The sequence below is a fragment of the Ignavibacteriales bacterium genome, from assembly GCA_015709675.1.
Classification (GTDB): Bacteria; Bacteroidota; Ignavibacteria; order Ignavibacteriales; family Ignavibacteriaceae; genus H2-BAC3.
Map to the genome: position 1 here is coordinate 2,586,641 of CP054182.1, position 19,513 is coordinate 2,606,153.

At 40.3% G+C, this 19,513-nt stretch carries 14 protein-coding genes; all 14 read left to right on the forward strand.

The window, feature by feature from the left end:
- Nucleotides 1–95 precede the first annotated feature (95 nt).
- Nucleotides 96–761 (forward strand): GDSL family lipase, encoded by a 666-nt coding sequence (locus tag HRU80_09735; protein QOJ29150.1) that lies wholly within the window; start codon nt 96–98, stop codon nt 759–761.
- 14 nt (nt 762–775) lie between these two features.
- Nucleotides 776–2,134: a hypothetical protein gene (locus HRU80_09740; GenBank protein QOJ29151.1), complete on the forward strand. Its 1,359-nt coding sequence runs from the start codon at nt 776–778 to the stop codon at nt 2,132–2,134.
- Between the two features lie 22 nt (nt 2,135–2,156).
- A complete protein-coding gene (locus HRU80_09745; GenBank protein QOJ29152.1) occupies nt 2,157–3,854 on the forward strand; it encodes an AMP-binding protein in 1,698 nt (565 codons plus the stop codon).
- A gap of 1 nt (nt 3,855) precedes the next feature.
- Nucleotides 3,856–4,092, forward strand: coding sequence for an acyl carrier protein (locus tag HRU80_09750; GenBank protein ID QOJ29153.1), 237 nt, complete (start codon nt 3,856–3,858; stop codon nt 4,090–4,092).
- Nucleotides 4,093–4,113: 21 nt separating this feature from the next.
- Nucleotides 4,114–5,604: an MBOAT family protein gene (locus tag HRU80_09755; GenBank protein ID QOJ29154.1), complete on the forward strand. Its 1,491-nt coding sequence runs from the start codon at nt 4,114–4,116 to the stop codon at nt 5,602–5,604.
- Between the two features lie 39 nt (nt 5,605–5,643).
- Nucleotides 5,644–6,792: a C40 family peptidase gene (locus HRU80_09760; GenBank protein QOJ29155.1), complete on the forward strand. Its 1,149-nt coding sequence runs from the start codon at nt 5,644–5,646 to the stop codon at nt 6,790–6,792.
- Entirely contained in the window at nt 6,789–7,922 is a 1,134-nt protein-coding gene (locus HRU80_09765; GenBank protein QOJ29156.1) for a dipeptide epimerase, read from the forward strand. The genes HRU80_09760 and HRU80_09765 overlap by 4 nt, the downstream gene beginning before the upstream one ends.
- An 8-nt stretch (nt 7,923–7,930) precedes the next feature.
- Nucleotides 7,931–9,256, forward strand: coding sequence for an insulinase family protein (locus tag HRU80_09770; GenBank protein QOJ29157.1), 1,326 nt, complete (start codon nt 7,931–7,933; stop codon nt 9,254–9,256).
- 1 nt (nt 9,257) lies between these two features.
- Nucleotides 9,258–10,745, forward strand: coding sequence for an insulinase family protein (locus HRU80_09775; GenBank protein QOJ29158.1), 1,488 nt, complete (start codon nt 9,258–9,260; stop codon nt 10,743–10,745).
- Nucleotides 10,742–12,397: a glycoside hydrolase family 9 protein gene (locus tag HRU80_09780; protein ID QOJ29159.1), complete on the forward strand. Its 1,656-nt coding sequence runs from the start codon at nt 10,742–10,744 to the stop codon at nt 12,395–12,397. Before HRU80_09775 ends, HRU80_09780 begins: the two co-directional genes overlap by 4 nt.
- A 127-nt stretch (nt 12,398–12,524) precedes the next feature.
- Complete coding sequence (locus HRU80_09785) at nt 12,525–13,787, forward strand: hypothetical protein (GenBank protein ID QOJ29160.1); 1,263 nt, start codon at nt 12,525–12,527, stop codon at nt 13,785–13,787.
- 108 nt (nt 13,788–13,895) lie between these two features.
- The gene (locus tag HRU80_09790; protein QOJ29161.1) at nt 13,896–16,661 is read left to right on the forward strand and encodes a tetratricopeptide repeat protein; all 2,766 of its coding nucleotides are present in this window, start codon (nt 13,896–13,898) and stop codon (nt 16,659–16,661) included.
- A 47-nt stretch (nt 16,662–16,708) separates the two neighbouring features.
- Nucleotides 16,709–17,929 carry a hypothetical protein gene (locus HRU80_09795; GenBank protein QOJ29162.1) on the forward strand — a complete coding sequence of 407 codons (1,221 nt, stop codon included), beginning with the start codon at nt 16,709–16,711 and terminating at the stop codon, nt 17,927–17,929.
- A gap of 303 nt (nt 17,930–18,232) precedes the next feature.
- The gene (locus HRU80_09800; protein ID QOJ30509.1) at nt 18,233–19,504 is read left to right on the forward strand and encodes a glycosyltransferase; all 1,272 of its coding nucleotides are present in this window, start codon (nt 18,233–18,235) and stop codon (nt 19,502–19,504) included.
- The last annotated feature ends 9 nt before the right edge of the window (nt 19,505–19,513 follow it).

Consider the following 19,513-nt stretch of genomic DNA (forward strand, 5'->3'; position numbering starts at 1 on the left):
AAAATACGTCAATTCCCCTAAAATTCAAAGAATTCTTTGATTTATGGGGGTATATGGATATTTTTGTTCTGTAATTTTTAACCTTATGGAGATACATGAGAACAATAATTGTTCTATTCCTTTTCGTGTGTACAGTATTTTCCGCGCAGGGTTTTCAACAGGATTCTGCATTTTATAAGAAGAATCCTAACTACAACCTAGAAACAGATTTTTATAAAATTTACAAGAAAAAACAGGCAGATATAGTCTTCCTTGGTAATTCAATTACCAAAGGAGTAAGCTGGCCGGAACTGCTTGGAAGAGATAATGTTGCCGGTCGGGGAATCCCCAGTGATGTTCTGGAAGGAATGCTTGCCCGGACAGAGACCGTTCTTAGTTTACGCCCCAAAATTGTTTTTATTATGGCAGGAATTAACGATATCTACAACTGGCTGCCAGTTGAAACTATATCTGAACAATATACCAGGCTGATTTCTGAATTCCGGGAGAAGGGCATCAGAGTTGTTGTTCAGTCCACACTTTATGTATCCCCCCGCTGGCCAAATGCCGCTGACAGAAACCGTGAGGTTGAAAAACTTAATACGCTCATGCAATCCTGGTGCAAGCAGAACGGGGTTGATTTTTTAGATCTGAATCCTGGACTCTCAATAAGTAAATTTCTCAGGGAAGAACTTACCTATGACGGCATACATCTAAAGGCAGAAGGTTACAGACTTTGGGGCAGAGAGATTGAAAAATTATTAATTAAATACGGAATATAAGGAGCGGTATCAAGGTGGTAGAAAACAAGAACGCAGTTAAACCATTTTTACTGGTAGCGATTGCGCTGGTTTTAGTTCTTTTTACTCAGTATATCCCTGAAGGAACTAAGATTTTCTTTTACGAAACAAAGGAAGTTGATTTTTTCAGCGATGTGAGGGTTGATGAAGAAGAGACTTTATTAATTGATGAATTTCCGGATAACATGACTGTTTCAGCCGGAGTTATGTCATTTTTAAACAACCCATTAAGTACTTCGTTTGTCAATACACTTGCTTATTTCCCTCCATCGGAAAAGATCGGGGGTAATACTCAGATGCTGAAGAAATTTACCGAAGCGCTCACACAATCCAAAACAAAGAAAATTCGTATAGCTCATTTCGGTGACTCGGTAATTGAAGGGGATCTCATCAGTGCTGATCTGCGTAAGAATCTCCAGTCAAAATACAGCGGTCATGGCGTTGGGTTTGTTGCAATTAATTCCATGGATATAGCATTCAGAACTACAACCAAATTGTCTTATTCTGACAACTGGAAATTCGGAGCGGTTTTCGCGCAGAATCCGGATAAACTGCCGGTTGGAATTAATGGCGCAGTCTCCTATACAAACGGCGGATCATGGGTGCAGTACGAAGTTACTAACCTTTATGGCATTAAACATTTCGTAAATGCAAAATTATATTATCAGTCTGATGCAGGCGGGCAGATTAGCATTTCAGTTAATAACGGTGCCGAAAAATCGTTCACTCTGAAGGGTTCGAAAAAAATTGAAGAACTTGATTTTTACCTGACAGGGCGGAACAAAAGTTTAAAAATTAATGTGCCCAATGGTACCAAAGGAAACTTTTACGGCGTCAGTTTTGAAGAGAATACCGGTGTATATGTAGATAACTTTCCGCTCAGGGGAAACTCTGGCATAGCATTGCGTGATATACCAGAATCGATGCTTAAAGATTTTTCAAAGTATTTAGATTATGATCTTATCGTTCTGAATTTTGGTCTTAATATGTTAGACCAGGATACAAAAGATCTGAGCTGGTATATAGCCGCGATGAATAAAAATATTGCTGCTCTGAAGGCTGCTTTTCCTGAAGCCGGAATTCTCATTATCGGAGTTCAGGATAAGGGTATTAAGAAAGGGTCAAAGTTTGTGACTGATCCTGCCGTGCTTAAAGTGCTTGATGCTCAGAAGAAGATCGCTGAACAATCAAATGTACCGTTCTGGAATCTCTATGAAGCGATGGGGGGAGAAGGCGCCATGGCTAAGTGGGTTGCTGAAAATAAAGCGTCAAAGGATTATACTCACCTGAATACTGAAGGTGCCAGGGAAGTAGCTAATCTGATTTCAAAAGCATTAGAAGATTTAAAAAACTAACACAAGATTTGTGAGTTAAACTATGGAAGCCCGGAATATTTGGGATCTTTGGAGTAAGCACGGAAGTGAGACTCCGGAGAAAGATGCTATTGTTGTTTGGAAGGCCGGAGAAGAACCATTCAGGTGGTCATTTTCTTCCATTATATCACAGGCGGAACGCTATACGCTCCACCTGAAAAAGACCGGTATTAAAAAAGGTGAAGTCGTAGCGATCATCATCCGTCATAATAAGGAATTCTTCCCATTATATATGGGAATAGTCGGGCTCGGGGCAATACCAGCGGTACTTGCTTATCCCAACCCAAGATTACATCCTGATAAATTCAGGCAGGGTATTATTGGCATGTCACACCGATCCGGCCTGGACTGGATTATGACGGAACGGGAAATTCACCCCATACTTGAACCGCTTATTTCAGAAGGTACGGTAAAAGGTGTGCATTTTCCGCTTGAATTTCCAATGGCAGTTGATTTTTCTGATGAGGAATTTAGGGCTATCCGTAATACACGGAGTCTGGTAACACCGGATGAACCGATGCTTTTACAGCATTCATCCGGTACAACAGGATTGCAAAAGCCGGTATTGCTTTCTCACGGCGCTGTGGTAAGACATGCTGATTATTATGGAAAATCCATTCAGGTTACAGGAGAAGATAAGGTGGTCTCCTGGCTTCCTCTGTATCATGATATGGGACTGATTGCAGCATTTCATATGCCTTTGGCATTTGGCATACCTTCCATTCAGATTGATCCATTTGAATGGGTGCTAGCACCGGTGCTATTATTTGAAGCATTAAGTCATGAAAAAGCTACATTAACCTGGCTTCCGAATTTTGCTTATAACCTTATGGCAGATAAAATTCATGAAGAAGAATTTGAAGGAATGAGGCTTGATTCACTGCGTATGGTCATAAATTGCAGCGAACCTGTCAGATATCAGAGCCATGAACGTTTTAAGAATCATTTTAAAGCATACGGATTTCGCGAAGAAGCACTCGCTACCTGCTATGCAATGGCTGAAACAACATACGCAGTTACGCAGTCTGAGCCGGGGAAAACTCCTGCTGTGATATACACCGACCGGGAAAAACTTGGTCAGGGAATCCTCACGTATGTGAACTCACCTGATAATGCAAGAATATGTGTTTCATCAGGAAAAGTAATTGAAGGCTGCAGGGTTGAAATAGTAGATGATCAGCGGAAACCGCTTGGTGATAATAAAATAGGGGAGATTGCAATTCAGTCAGTCTCCATGTTTGACGGGTACAGAAATTATCCTGAGAAAACCGAAGAAGTTCTTAAGGACGGATGGTATTACTCAGGCGATTTCGGATTCATGAAAGATGGTGAGTGTTTTGTTATCGGACGAAAAAAAGATATCATCATCGTTGCGGGAAAAAATATCTATCCTGAGGATGTTGAAGATACTCTGAATAAAGTACCGGGAGTACTGCCCGGCCGTGTTATTGCCTTTGGCGCGGATGATGCGGAAGTAGGAACCGAGGTGCTGTGTGTGATTGTAGAATCAGAAGCAGCAGATCAAAAGGGAAAATCTGATCTGCGGGTAAAGATACTTGAACATGCATTGGCTAATGATCAGAGTATTTCAAGGATTTATATAGTACCACCACGCTGGCTTATTAAAAGTTCAGCAGGGAAACCGAGCAGAAAGCACAATAAAGAGAGAGTTTTAGAATCAAACGAATATTTAGTGGCATAAAATGATAACACCAGAATTCAAAGCTTCAATTTTAAAGGAATTACACCTTGATGATTATGATATCAAGGATGAAACTCTTGCAAACCAGATTCCCGGATGGGATTCCATTAATCACATTAATGTGATTTCTGCAATTGAGAAGGACTTCAATGTTCGTTTTAAAAGTATAGAAATACTGAAGTGTAAAAACATTGGCGATCTGCAAAATCTGCTCACTTCAAAACTTTCGAAAAAATAAACGGATATATGCAGGTACTTCGTGTTCATTGACATAAATAAAGTTTCCGTATTATTCAAGTATGATCAGTATGATCCGCTGCTGTTTGCTTCATCCTTTTTTCTGTTTCTATTCCTGGGTCTGCTTTTAATTCTGTCGGTAATCAGAGACAGAAAAATTCAGACTTTTATTCTGATAGCTTTCTCCGTTTTCTTTTATTATAAAGCATCAGGAGATTTGCTGGGCCTGCTGATTGCGGCAGGAATCGCGAATTATTTCATCGGAAAAGGAATTTACCGGACGGAAGGCCAGGGTGGCAAGCGTGCTTTATTGCTGCTGGGTGTATTAGTAAATCTCGGTGTGCTCGTTTACTTTAAATACACAAATTTCCTGATCGAGATTTACAACTCCGCGATGAATGGATCCATTGAGGCATGGGATATCATACAGCCGCTGGGTATTTCATTTTATATTTTTAAGGCACTCAGCTATCTTTTTGATATTTATCTGGAGATGCATGAACCGGAAGAAAGCTTTTTTGATTTCTTTTTGTACCTCTCCTTTTTTCCGGCAGTTTTATCCGGACCGATTGACCGGGCTGGTGATTTCCTTACGCAAATAAAAAATCCTCTTCCTTTTACGAATGCTACCATTGCCAAGGCAGTTTTTCTGATTTCAATGGGTCTGCTTAAGAAAAATCTGATTGCAGATTATATCAGCATAAATTTTGTGGAAAGAGTCTTTGACGAGCCGGCGAGGTTCACCGGAGTTGAAAATCTTCTAGCTGTTTACGGATATACTCTTCAGATTTACTGCGATTTTTCAGGATATACCGATATGGCGATAGGGATCGGTATGCTCATGGGCTTCAAGATGATGGATAACTTTAATTATCCTTACAAAGCCGTGAGTGTAACTGATTTCTGGAGAAGATGGCACCTTTCACTTTCTGCCTGGCTGCAGAATTATTTATTTAAGCCTATTCAGATCGGTCTGCGTTCCTTTAAAATCTGGGGGAATGCTGCTGCAATTCTGATTACTTTTACGCTTTGCGGACTTTGGCATGGTGCCAGTTACAATTTTATTATCTGGGGTCTTCTTCATGCATTCTTTATGGTTTTTTCCCTTTTTACTAAGAATATCAGAGAGAGTATTGCATCGTTCTTAAGAATAAAAGACACACGGTTTCATAAGTTCCTGAAGGTTTTTATCACATTCCACCTTATTGCATTTGCCTGGATATTTTTCAGAGCATCATCCTTTGAGAAGGCTGAGACCGTTTTGAAACAGATTGCAACTTTTTTTCAGCCGGAAGTATTCCCTCAGTTTGTTGATGCATTTTTTCCTGTCTTTATCCTTATGTGCATCGGATATATAATACATTTTCTTCCATCCCGTCTGGAAAATGTTCTGCAAACATTTCTTGAGAAAATTACACTTCCCGGGCAGGCGGTTGTACTGGCCATTGCGATTTGGATTTCAGCTCAGGCCCGCTTCGCTGATCTTCAGCCATTTATATATTTTCAGTTCTGATTTATGAAAACACTTCTTCTCATTTTTTTGTGCAGTATTATGTACGCAGATTCAACCAAAGTGCTGGAGATTATTTCCAGCGTTAAAAAGAACCACGCTCCTGACAAAAGGACTGCAATATTTACGGTAGATGCGGATTTCACTAAAAGCACTCCGCTTCTTTCGGGTGAAACAAACATTCCGGATGCACTCGAAGAACTCCGGTCTAAACTTAAAGATGCAAATATAGCTTCAGATTTTGCGATTGAAGTTCTGCCCCAAAAGAACCTGGGTGAAAATACCATGGCTGTTGTCTGTATATCAGTGGCTAATCACAGAACAGACCCGAAACATTCGGCAGAAATGGCCACACAATCATTAATGGGCACTGTTGTAAAAGTATGGAAAAAAAGAGGTGAGTGGTATCTGGTTCAGACTCCGGATAATTATCTCGGATGGGTTGATGATGATGGCATCCAATTGATGAATCAGAGTCAGATCAGAGACTGGCTTGCTTCTGAAAGAGTTATAGTTACGGTTCCTTATGCACTGCTGAGAAGTGATGCTTCTGAAAAGAGTCCGGTTATTTCAGATTTAACCGCAGGCAATTTGCTGAGAAAAATCGGAATGAAGGGAGATTACTATCATCTCCGGACTCCTGACGGAAGGGAAGGCTATCTTTCAGTCAGCAATTCTGCTTCATTCACTGATTGGGTAAACGGAACTGAACTGAATGGTGAAAATATTCTTAATTCGGCAGCGGAATTTATGGGTTATCCGTATCTCTGGGGCGGAACTTCAACCAAAGGAGTAGATTGCAGCGGATTCACTAAATCCGTTTATTTCATGAACGGACTGATTACGCCCCGCGACGCTTCACAGCAGGTTTATTCAGGCATACTGGTTGATACGAAAGATGGTTTCTCGAAACTTGAACCCGGGGATCTGCTCTTCTTTGGCTTTAAGGAAACGGATACCACAAGAGAAAGAATAACTCATGTTGGCATCTATATCGGGAACGATGAATTTATTCACTCAAGCGGAAAAGTTAAAATTAACAGTCTGAATAAAACAAAACCCAACTTCAGTCCTTTCAGATTCAATACGTTTATAAGGGCCAAAAGATTTTTTATCAATCCTGAAGCAAACGGACTTACTTTCATTAAAAATAGCCCGGCTTATTTTCTGAAGGAGAATCTGCCGCAATGAGCTCATCACGCAGAGATTTTATAAAAATAGCATCTATGAGTGCAGGAGCACTGATGCTCAATCCGTTAAGTTCGATTGCTTCAGCAGCACAATCATCCATTTTTTCCGGAAAGAAAATGAAACTTCGATTCAGACCTTATACATTAGAGTTAAAACACGTTTTTACCATAGCAACAAGTTCAAGAACCACCACACCGGTGATGCTCACTGAAATTGAATATGAAGGTATAACAGGTTTTGGTGAGGCATCTATGCCGCCATATTTGGGTGAATCTCAGGAATCAGCCGCGGCATTTCTTTCTAAGGTTGATCTGGGACAATTTTCTGATCCCTTTGATCTTGAAAATATCTTAACGTATGTAGATGGAGTTGCACCTGGAAACCCTGCCGCCAAGGCATCGGTTGATATTGCTCTGCACGATCTCATAGGAAAGCTGCTTAATGCTCCTCTTTATAAAATATGGGGATTTGACAAAACAAAAACTCCGTATACCTCTTTCACCATTGGTATAGATAAACCGGATGTTGTCAGACAGAAAACTAAAGAAGCTGCTGAATTTAAGATTCTTAAAATTAAACTTGGCAGAGATACTGACAAGGAGATGATTGAGACGATACGCTCAGTTACTGATCAGCCGCTTTGCGTGGATGTAAATCAGGGATGGAAGGACAGGAACTTTGCACTGGAAATGATTCATTACTGCCAGGAACAGGGAGTTGTTTTTATAGAGCAGCCAATGCCTAAAGAAAATCTTGACGATAATGCGTGGCTTACGGAAAGAAGTCCTCTGCCTACCATTGGCGATGAAGCAGTACAACGGCTTCCTGATGTCCTTAAGGCCCATAAGATATATTCCGGAATTAATATTAAATTAATGAAAAGCACCGGGCTTCGTGAAGCTCACAAAATGCTTACTCTGGCAAGAGCTCTTGATATGAAAGTAATGCTTGGCTGCATGACAGAAACTTCATGCGCAATATCGGCCGCGGCACAAATTTCACCAATGGTTGATTGGGCGGATCTGGACGGTGCTCTTCTCATAGGTAATGATATTTATAAGGGGACTCAAATAATTGACGGCAAAGTCACCCTGAGTGACGGACCCGGTATCGGTATTTCAAAGATATAGGAGCTGCTATGTTAAAAATTTTATTGTTTTTTGTAATGTCTGCGATGATGATAACTGCAAATGATGGCGGAAAGATTTTTCCGTATAAATATGAAAACTATCTGCTTGATAACGGACTGAAAGCGATACTAATTCCCATGAAGGGAAGCGGCATAATTGCGTATTACTCCGTTGTGCGCACAGGAAGCAGGGATGAGTGGGAACCCGGTAAATCAGGATTTGCTCATTTTTTTGAACATATGATGTTCAGAGGAACAGAAAAATTTCCTGCTGATATGTATGATAGTATTGTCACCAGTATTGGAGCTGATGCAAATGCCTATACCAGTTCCGATCTGACAGTCTATCACATGAAATTTGCCTCTGATGATCTGGAAACGGTTATCAGCATTGAATCTGACCGCTTCCAGTTTCTGCGTTACACCCTTGAGCAGTTTCAGACTGAAGCAGGTGCCGTTTATGGCGAATACCGCAAAAACAGAACAAACCCCTGGTCAGTAGTTTTTGAGGAAATGGCTGATCTTGCTTATGATAAGCACACGTATAAACATACCACCATGGGTTTTGAACGGGATATAAAAGATATGCCCAATCAGTATGAATACAGTCTTTCATTCTACAACAGATACTACCGCCCGTCTAATGTAGTCCTGGTGCTTGCCGGTGACTTTGAAACCGATAAGGCAAAGGCTCTCATAACCAAATACTATGGAAACTGGAAACCCGGATATGTTGCTCCGCAGATTGAAACAGAACCGGAGCAGAAGGCCTTCAGGAAGAAGGAAGTTCAGTATGAAGGTAAATCACTCCCGTTGATCTTGTTAAGCTATAAGAGTGATGCGTTTTCCGCAAAGAATAAAAACCTTCTGTCCACAATTTATTTTGCGGAACTTGCTTTTGGTTCAACAAGTGATCTTTATAAAAAACTCGTGCTCAATGAACAGAAAGTTCAGTTTATCGGTGCTTCTCCGGCAGAAAACAGAGATCCGGGCATGTTTGATATCTATTCCATGATAAAAGATGAAAAAGATGTTGATTATGTATTGGCAGAGATAGAAAAAACGATACAACAGTTCAAGGATCAGCCGGTTGATGAAACCCGGCTCAATAACTTAAAGAAGAGGAATAAATACTCATTCATTATGGGACTTGATAACCCGAATTCTGTTGCATCTGCTCTTCCTCAGCTTATTACCGTAACAGGAGGTATTGAAGTAATTGATGAAATGTATTCAGAATTGGAAAAACTGACACCCGCAGATATACAAAATGCCGTGAAACATTATTTTACAAAGGAACGAAGCAATCTGATTATTCTGAAAGGAAGTAAATAATATGAAAACGATTTATGTTTCACTTTTACTTATCTTCAGCGGAATACTCATGTTTGGTGCAGAACAAGATAATTTGGTTATTCAAAAAAGTGATAACCCTGTCATTTCGATAAAAGTATGGTTTAAAACCGGCTGGCAGGATGATCCTGCAGATAAAAAAGGTTTATCATCAATAACTGCACAGATGCTATCAGAAGGGGGAACAAAATCTCTTACCTACGAAAAAGTACTGGATTTCTTTTTCCCTCTTGCTGCTGACTTCTCAGTCAGTTCTTCGATGGAAATGACGGTAGTTAATGCGAGGATTCATAAGGATAATCTGGAAGAGTTTTATCCTGTTTTCATTGACCATCTTCTTAATCCTGGTTTCAGAGAAGAAGATTTACAGCGTGTAAAACAGAATACATTAAACTATATAAAGACAACTCTTCGCTATTCAAGCGATGAAGAACTTGGTAAGGCAGTACTGTATAATGAGATTTTCAAAAATACTCCTTACGAAAATATAGGTGCAGGGACGGTATCCTCAATTGAAAGTATCACTATAAAAGATATACAGGAAAGCTTTACCCGGTATTTTAACCGTTCAAATTATGTTCTAGGCATCTCCGGCGCTGCAGACGAAAAATTTATTGCAAGAATACAGTCTGATTTAAATAAATTATCTGCGGGTAAAGTAAACAGTTATCCGAAGATAACTCCTGATAAGATTAACGGCCTGGAGACAGTAATTGTTAATAAAAAAGCTGCTGCAACAGCAATTTCATTTGGTTTCCCGATTAATCTAGTCCGCGGAAGCAGAGAATGGTACGCCCTGGCAATTGCTAATTCCTGGCTGGGCGAACACCGTAATTCAAGTTCACACCTCTACCAGGTAATACGGGAGAAAAGAGGGCTTAATTATGGTGATTATTCATATATCGAGAATTTCCCTAATGGCGGAAGATATCAGATGCCTCCCGCAAATGTATCAAGAAGAAATCAGATTTTTGAGATTTGGATAAGACCTGTTCCTAATGAAACCCGGCACTTTTCTTTGCGGGCAGCTATGAGAGAACTGCAACTGCTTATTGATAATGGAATGAGCAAGGAAGATTTTGAAACCACGCGCAAATTCCTTCGTAATTATGTTCTTCATTTTGCTCCGTCCGAAGATAAACAGCTTGCTTATGCCCTGGATGACAAATTCTATGGAATTAACGGTTCGCATCTTCAGAAATTCCGTCAAATGATGGCGGAAATAACTCTTGAAGAAGTTAATGCTGCAATTAAAAAGCATTTGCAGTACAATAATATGAAGATCGTATTCATCACTGAGAATGGTGAGCAGCTTAAAGATGATCTGGTAAAAAATACCTCATCACCCATTCAATACTCTTCTCCAAAATCAGCAGATATTCTTGAAGAAGATAAATTGATTATTGATTATAAACTGCCATTCAAAAGCAATTCTGTTAAAGTTGTTGCAGTTGAAGAATTGTTCAAGTGATACGAATTATTAGCTGCCGTCTTATATTATTTATCGTAATTATGTTTGCAGCAGGCTGCTCCGGAAGTTCAGCTTCAGCACTGCACTTCCGGTTTAACCACGCGGGATATTTTCCTGAAGGTTTTAAAGAAGCAATTATTTTTTCTTCTTCGGAGATTGCCGGTTCAAAAGTAAAAATGATATCTGCCGGAAGCGGAAAGACCGTAAAAGAGTTCACTCTGAGAAATAACCGTGGGACCTGGGGGAAATTCAGATACCACTATGCTGTTACCTTTTCAGATATAAAGCAGAAGGGGGAGTATTATCTGCAGATTGATAAAGTCCGCTCCGATAATTTTACCATCGGAAATGAAAAGTACCATACACTGCTCCCACAGGTGTTGGATTTTTTCAGAATCCAGCGGTGCGGTCCAACGAATCCTCATCTGCATGGTGTCTGTCATCTATATGATTCCTACAAAATAGTAGGGGATGAAGCATTCGGCAATGTTGATGTAACAGGGGGCTGGCATGACGCAGGTGATTATATAAAATTCACCAATACGACAGCAGTTTCTGCGTATCTGCTTGCCTTAAGTTATGTTCTTAATCCTTCTCTTCATGAAAAGGATATAAATAAAAACGGAGCGCCCGATATTCTTGAGGAAATAAAGGTGGCCCTTGACTGGCTGCTCAGATGCAACTATGCAGAAGGCAAACTGATTACTCAGGTTCAGGATATGAGAGATCATGACGTAGGCTGGAGATTACCGGAGAACGATACACTGAAGTTTGACCGTCCGGCCTATAAAGGGGAGGGGAAAAATATTTATGGTATTTATTCCGCGGTGATGGCTCTCGGAGCCAAAATCTGGAGTTCCAGGTTAAATGAAAAAGAATTTGCTGAGAAATGCAGGGCAGCTGCGGAAAAATTCTATTCTGCCGCTTCTTCGGTTCCTGATATTGATGTCGCTTTCACAGGTATGTATCAGGATAAAAGTCATCAGGGTAAGATGCTTCTTGGCGCTCTGGAGTTATATAATCTGACCGGCCGGCAAAAGTATCATGACGATGCCAAACGGATGTCATCAGGATTGCAGCCAGATTACTGGTGGAGCTGGGGTGACCTGAACGCGCTTGCAAGTTTCCGGTCTGCTCAATTAGTAAAAACCGGAACAGCTGTTCTGGAAATTAACCTTGGCGGCTTTAACAAAGCGAAGGATAATACTGTATATGGTGATGCCGGAGTGTATACATGGGGAACCACCACGACTTTGTTTGGTATTGCAGCAAAAGCGATGATGTATCGGTTTTTAAATTCTGCAAACACTTATGATACTCTTGCGATTAGGCAATTCGATTATATTTTTGGAAAAAATCCTTGGGGTAAATCATTCGTTGTTGGTTTAGGCAGTTCGTCTGTACGGTATTTGCATTCTCAGATCGGTTATTTTAATAACAATAATTTGCCCGGGGGGATTGCAGCAGGTCCGGCAACCACTGAAATGCTAAAAAACTACAACATCACCAGAAAGAACTTCGCCGGGCAGGAATTCAACTCGTCAGAAGTTGCTTATTATGACGACCGTGATGATTATGTAACAAATGAACCAGCAATAATCACAAATGCAACTGCTGTTTTTGCGATGACATTGCTTCTTACTTATTATTAATGATCGTCTCATATAGAGACAATAAAAATTTAAGAATCTCAAAATAAGACAATTGCAATGTTTTTATCTTGCTTTATGAGCGTTAATCGAATATGATTTTGGTATGGTTTTTGTGTGATACGGTATTATGACTAAAAAAAGAATAAATTTATTAAAAACTGGTTTGAGTATTGTTGATGAAAACTGGGGAGGTTTTTATCGTGGCGGTACCTACTTACTGATTGGGCCCCGTAAATCGGGGAGGACTCTTATGGGTCTTCAGTATGCCATGGAGGGGGCCAAAAATAAAGAGGTTTGCCTCTATTTCACCAATATGCGGCCAAAAGATCTGATGATTCATGCCGCCTCCATAGACCTTGATTTACAGACTCTGATGAATCAGAATCTGATTATAGTTGTCCGGGTATCACCACCTGCGGAGGTATACAATGCACCTAATCCGGATGACTTTCTGGTGGAATATCTTAATGATATTGTAACTGTCGTCAATCAGTATCATCCTGACCGGCTGATATTTGATGAACTGACACCATTTGTAGGATTTGAAAATCTGGGATTATTACAGCAATCATATTTAAGCATAATTGAGAGCATTGAAGAGAAAAACGTAACAAGTTTTTTTGTACTTGCCGAGCCGGCCACTTCTTTTGCGCAAATGATCGTTGATACCTGTGCACAATACTCAACCGCAATTGTCTATCTCCAGAAAGAAGCAGATGCCGATACGATTGCTCACGGCGGAAAGTGTACAATTACTCCGAATGTCGGACATACTGAAGGACAATTTACGCAGGGTTTCACCATTGAACCTTATAAAGGAGTAGTGTTTCGCGATGGCAGTTCTGATTCAGCAGGAATGAGTTCTTATGACCAGTATCCCGGCGGAGGGAAGGGTTATGATCAGCCGGCCGTTACTCAGGCACCGAGCGCAAACGGAAATTCCAAATACCGTCCGCTTTCAAATGTTGATATGGTCACTGATAAAATGACATTTTCTAACCTTTATGATCTCAGTGAATTCACACTTATCCTTAATAATCAAATTGCTCTCTACAAGAGCACCGGGCAGGCATTTACCCTGATTTCAATGAAACTTGATGTAAATGCAGAGCGTCAGAAAATTCTGACGATGAGCCAGCTTCAGAATGCGGTCAGGCTATCACTTGATAAGAAGGAAAAAATCTGCGTAGTTGATGATAAAATACTCATCCTGATCGGCCGGAGTGATGACAAGGCGCTCAATGTTCTTGTAAGCAAAATAAAATCTAACTTACCGAATAACGATCCACAATATTTAAACCTCGTGATGCAGTATCTTTTTGCATTTACTTATGAAATCAACGACCGTGTTGAAAATGCTGAAAGTATCCTAAAAGAGCTTCTTGAATAGGAGTTTCCGGTCATGAGAGGGCACAATTTATTTTTCTTCGTTCTGCTACTGAGCGTTTCAATATTTGCGCAGTCACCTGACTTCTTCAAAAAAGAAGGTCAGAATCTGATGAAAATCGGCAAATATGGTGAGGCGATTGAGCAGCTTAATAAGTATATCTCAGCAAGACCGAATAACGCTGACGGATTTTTTCTCCGTGCGCAGTGTTATGAAGCCCGGGGGCAGCTTGAATATGCAGTGTTTGATTATCGTGTTGCAATACGTATTGCTCCTAATGATAAGGAGATCAGAAGAGCATCCGATCTTGCCACAAATAAGTGGTATGCAATACTGGAAGACAAAATTGCAGGTCATAAGCGCGAAATAGCCATGGATCCTTCCATTCCTCTTAATTATCTTGAGATTGCCGAGTGTTACAAGCATATGCAGAAATGGTCTGATGCTGAAACTTGGTATGAAGCCTTCATGAAAAAACAGGAGGCAAATGCTGATGAAATTCTCAGATATACAGAGGTTCTGATTAAGTTAAGAAGTTTTGAAAAAGGGGAGAGAGTTTCCAGAGCGTATAACGCTAAGTATCCGAAAGATATAAGACTGTGGAGCAGAAACGGCTGGTTTAATGTGTGGCTGGGAAGATATAAACCTGCAGCAGAGTCATTTAAGAAAGCATTAGAGATTCGTCCTTTCTTTAAGGAAGCTCTGGAAGGACTTGAAATCTGCCAGAGTCAGGCGCCTTATATATTTACCTATTATGATACGGTAGGCCTCAGGCAGGCAGATCAGAAACCAAAGCAGGAAGAATATATCATCGACCGGTATTACCGTCTGCTGAAGAATAATCCGGACGATGATGAAACCAGATTTGCTTTAGTACTTGAGCTAAAAAAAGTTGACCGCCTGGAAGAGGTTTTTCAGCAGCTGCAGCTTCTGGCTGATGAATACTCAGGTACTGAACGGTTTGATGAGTTGTGGACTGATGTAACAAATTACCGGGATTCTTTATACGCTAAAAGGATTGAGGAGATGAGCCAGGTTTTTGAGGCAAATCCCGGTGATACAACTGCTGCAATGATGCTTGCTGAATCGTATTTCCGATTGTCTGATTTTGATTCTGCAATAGAAGTTTATCGGAAACACCTCGAGGCAAATCCGAACACGAACGATAATATCCGGTTTAATTATGCCAAATATTTAGCATATAATCAGCAGTTTGAGCCGGCTATCGAACAAATGAATATATTGCTCGGGAAGCGGCCTGATGATCTGGATTATCAGCTGGTACGAGCTCAGATTGCCGTATGGACAACTCAGGATCTTGAAATGGCAAAGGGGTATCTGAATAACATTCTTAGTAAGGATCCGAATAATCTTCAGGCAATTATAGCACTGACTACCATTTCTGTTAAAGAAAGAGATTTTGATAAAGCACTGGAGTTTCTCAATCTGGCTAAAACACTTGATCCCAAAAGCAAGGAAGTTGAAGCGATTCAGAACTATTATGACTCCAATCTGGAACTTGAAGAGGACAGAAAGAATTTTGAGATTCTCGTTGAAGCAAGAAATCTTGCGGTAGACCAGCGGTGTGAGGAGTCTCTGCTTAAGTACGAAGAGTATTTTTCAAAAATCAGCAATCCATCCCGGTTTGAACAGATTGAATACGCGGACGTAAATATCTGTGCAGGAAATTTTGACGAAGCAATCAGTATTTATAATCGTCTGCTTGAAAATGAATATGATTATGATATATCGCTGCAGCGGGCTAAGGTGTATCTCTGGGGCGGAGATTCCCTTACGGCATTAAGCGAGCTGAAGAGACTGGTTGAAGAAGATACCTCAAGTTTTGAGTCACGTTTTTATCTGGCTGAAACGTATGAAAGACTTCAGGAGTATGATGAAGCCCAGGATATGTATTACAAACTTCTTGAAAGTACTGAAGATACCGCACGGGTCAGACTTATTAATCTTCGCATTGGTTGGCTGCCAAAGGGGACAAGCCTGTTTTCAAACATTCCGTTATTCATCAGAATTTCACCACAGTTAAATTATTTTGGTGATAATCAGGGAATGAGTTTTGTAACTGCCGGAGGTAATGTTGAAATTGGTCTTCTGAGTTTTCTGTCTCTTGGAATGACCTTTACACGTTCAACTCTTGATTCCAATATCCTTAGCAACGTTTTTACAACGTTTAAGTGGAATTTATACATTTATCCTGCACCTAAAATGGTCATCAGCGCGGGAATGGGCAACCTTTCTTATCTTAATCAGATTCCGGTGCAGAGAAGAAAACCCGTCTATGATATCGGATACCGTTATATTGATGATGATTATTTTACATTTGGCCTTAGTTACGAAGCAACCGATGCAGTAATGATACTGTTTTCGAGCAAACTGCTTTATTACAATCTGCACAGTGAAATATATAAATTTGAGTCCACGTACCAGCCTAACGATCTGGTTAAACTTACTGGAAGTTTTAATTATATAACGCTGGCTGACGGAAATGCAGGAAACAATGTACTTTTCAGAGTCGGAAGATACTTAGAAAAAGATATTATGGCCGGTTATGAGTATCAGTATGCCTCATATAACCGCGCGTCAACCTTATATTATTCTCCGATAGGATTTGAAGCTCATGTGGCCTGGGCGGACTGGCTTTTACGCCCCAGACCTGATACAAGAATTACTCTTAGCGGCAAGGTTGGATATATCCCTGAAAGTGATTCTTTCCTCAGGGAAATATCTGCTTTAGTTGAATATAAACCTTCTGATACATTTATTCTTTCTCTCAGAGGAACAACCGGCGGATCGTTCCGTTATGATGCCGGTTACCGCTATTATTCAGCTTTCCTTTCTGCATTCTGGAGTTTCTGGTAAGTTTCTCAAAAATTTCTTTTTATAAATCTAAACAGTGTGGTGTGTTATTGAATAAGTTCAAGTATGTTCTGTCTCTTTGTTCTGTTTTAATCGTTTCATTTTTTGTATCCGGTTCCTTTTACGGATCAGTCCATACTCCTTCTGGAAATCCCTCAAAGGAGAAAGTATATCCGATAAAAGGAAATACCAGTCAGTTAAAATATTATTTTGATGCACTAAAAGATGCTAAAAATAAAAAAGTAAGAATAGGCCATTGGGGAGACTCAATTATTCTTGGAGATATTCTTTCAGACAGTTTCAGACGGCTTCTGCAGAAACAATTCGGCGGAAATGGTGTGGGTTTTGTATCGCTGGTTCCCGAAGATTCACCAATGCGGCTTTCGACTATAGTCACAAGCTCTGGTGACTGGATTGAAGCATCACTCTTCAAGAGAAATCCTGACAGACTGCCTCTGGGTATTAATGCATCGGTCTTTACTACAAAATCGGAAAAAAGCTGGGTTTCCTATGATGTTGGTAAGTATAATAAATCAATCAGAAATTATAATTCCATTCATCTGTTTTACGCAAACGGAAATTCCTCGGGTGAAGTTAAATTTATTACCAGCAATGGTTTTACCAAAACAGTAAAACTTGAATCCGGATCTGGCATCCGGAAGGTCTCTGTTGATTTTCCGACACCGGCGACAAGTGTTAAACTCGAATTCAGTTCTTGTAAGAACATATATTTTTACGGTGTATCCATTGAAAATTCCCATGGCGTTTATGTAGATAATTTTCCTATAAAGGGAAATAATGGAATAGGGCTGCAGGATTTATCCTCCGAAGTCCTCAGTGATTTTAAGAAACTTCAGGATTATAAACTCCTCATCCTGAATTTCGGAGTAAACGTTCTTTCGCCTGAGCATAAAGAATATGACTGGTACATGACCAGAATGGAAAAAGTCATAGCTCATATTCAAAATTCATTTCCCGGCACATCCATATTAATTATTAGTACTGGTGACAAAGGAGTAAAAAAGGGGGGTAAGTTTGTTTCTGAACCTCAGATCAGAAATCTCCTGAAAGCACAGGAGGAACTTGCAACCAGAACCGGAGTTGCTTTCTGGAATCTCTTTGAGGCAATGGGGGGCGAAAATGCAATCGTGGACTGGGTGAACAGCAGGCCTGCCCTTGCATACAAGGATTATTGTCATTTTACACCTGAAGGTGGTGACAAAGTAGCTGATATGCTGAATGAGGCACTTATGAATTTAATGAACAAGTAATGTCTCAAAATGAGACAATTGTTGAGTAAGTAAACAAAGCTAATTATCAAAATCCTTTGTTTTGTGCAAATTTCGTATCATATTTAATTGGTACGAAATTTGTGCTTTTTTGGCTAAAGAATAATAAATATTACAATGCAGGCAAGAGTCCAACAAAAACCGCAGAATGAAGAAGAGAAATCGCCTAAAATCAGGCGGACTTCTATCACTGTTCAGAACACCACAGCCGGTGAAGGTCCTAAGGAAGACAAGAAGCAGATTATTATCAGGAGAATGATATACTCTGGTACGATCTCCGCTATCATGCTTGCGATTATCATCTATACGCTTCCGATGACGGTTCTAAGCGTAAGTGCGCTTTTTGAGTATGCTACACTTGTATCGCTCTTTCTGTTCCTCCTGGTGCTGCTTTTCCGTTATTTTGCTGTACTGGTGATGGCTTATATTTATATCAGTCAATACACGTTTAACAAGAATACCGGATTTTATCCGTTTGTTTCAATCATTGTTCCTGTTTATAACGAAGGGGTCGTTTTAAAGGATTCAATAGATTCGCTGCTTCACCTGGACTATTCCAATTATGAAATTATCATCGTAAATGATGGTTCAACCGATAATACTTACGAAGTAGGGAAAACACTTGTTGGTTTTCATAAAGGCCGTTATTCTGATATTAAAGTTTCCATGATCTCAAAACCCAACGGCGGCAAAGCCAGGGCATTGAACGCGGGAATTGGTTACTCCAAGGCTGAAATCGTACTCTGCATGGATGGTGATTCACAGTTATCTGAGGATTCCATTCGTATGGCAGTCCGGCACTTTGTTGATCCTGAAATTGGAGCAGTTGCCGGAAACGTAAAAGTTCTGAACAGAAGAAAACTGTTCACCGATCTTCAGGCACTTGAGTACATTGAAGGTCTTAATTTTGCCCGGGCAGCCCAGAGTTTTCTGAAACTGGTAAATATTATTCCCGGTCCTATCGGTCTTTTCCGCAGAAAAGCGATTGAAGATGCTGGTTATTATTCGAGCGATACTTATGCTGAAGATGCTGATCTAACTCTGAAGATACTTGCCAATAACTGGAAAATCTATTACGAACCGCGCGCCATTTCTTATACCGAGGCACCAGAAACTTTGCATCAGTTGTTAAAGCAAAGATACCGCTGGACCCGGGGAATTCTGCAGGCAATCAGGAAACATAAAGTACTTCTGGTAAATCCGACTATCAACTTCGGTGATACTTTTGTCCTTTGGTCAATGTTCTATGAAGCGCTCATCTGGCCGGCAATGAACATTATCTCCAATGTGTTCTTTATTTTTGTGGCTTTGGCTTACGGCTTTTCCAGTCTTATCTTTTTCTGGTGGGCAGGCCTGGCTATACTGGATTTAACAACTGCACTTTATTGTGTAGCGGTGGAGAATGAAGAAATCCGGCTGGTGCCTTATGCTCTGGTTTACAGGATGTTTTTTATTCTTACTATTGATATTTGTAAAGCAATGTCAACCGTTGAAGAGTTCCTGGGATTTGATATGAATTGGGGGAAACTTGAACGTGTTGGTTTAGTAAAAAGTTAACGTAACGGA

What these genes read in the sequence shown, in the direction of transcription:
- HRU80_09735 (QOJ29150.1), top strand. Translation starts at nt 96, where the DNA reads ATGAGAACAATAATTGTTCTATTCCTTTTCGTGTGTACAGTATTTTCC.
- HRU80_09745 (QOJ29152.1), top strand. Translation starts at nt 2,157, where the DNA reads ATGGAAGCCCGGAATATTTGGGATCTTTGGAGTAAGCACGGAAGTGAG.
- HRU80_09750 (QOJ29153.1), top strand. Translation starts at nt 3,856, where the DNA reads ATGATAACACCAGAATTCAAAGCTTCAATTTTAAAGGAATTACACCTT.
- HRU80_09760 (QOJ29155.1), top strand. Translation starts at nt 5,644, where the DNA reads ATGTACGCAGATTCAACCAAAGTGCTGGAGATTATTTCCAGCGTTAAA.
- HRU80_09765 (QOJ29156.1), top strand. Translation starts at nt 6,789, where the DNA reads ATGAGCTCATCACGCAGAGATTTTATAAAAATAGCATCTATGAGTGCA.
- HRU80_09770 (QOJ29157.1), top strand. Translation starts at nt 7,931, where the DNA reads ATGTTAAAAATTTTATTGTTTTTTGTAATGTCTGCGATGATGATAACT.
- HRU80_09775 (QOJ29158.1), top strand. Translation starts at nt 9,258, where the DNA reads ATGAAAACGATTTATGTTTCACTTTTACTTATCTTCAGCGGAATACTC.
- HRU80_09785 (QOJ29160.1), top strand. Translation starts at nt 12,525, where the DNA reads ATGACTAAAAAAAGAATAAATTTATTAAAAACTGGTTTGAGTATTGTT.
- HRU80_09790 (QOJ29161.1), top strand. Translation starts at nt 13,896, where the DNA reads ATGAAAATCGGCAAATATGGTGAGGCGATTGAGCAGCTTAATAAGTAT.
- HRU80_09800 (QOJ30509.1), top strand. Translation starts at nt 18,233, where the DNA reads ATGCTTGCGATTATCATCTATACGCTTCCGATGACGGTTCTAAGCGTA.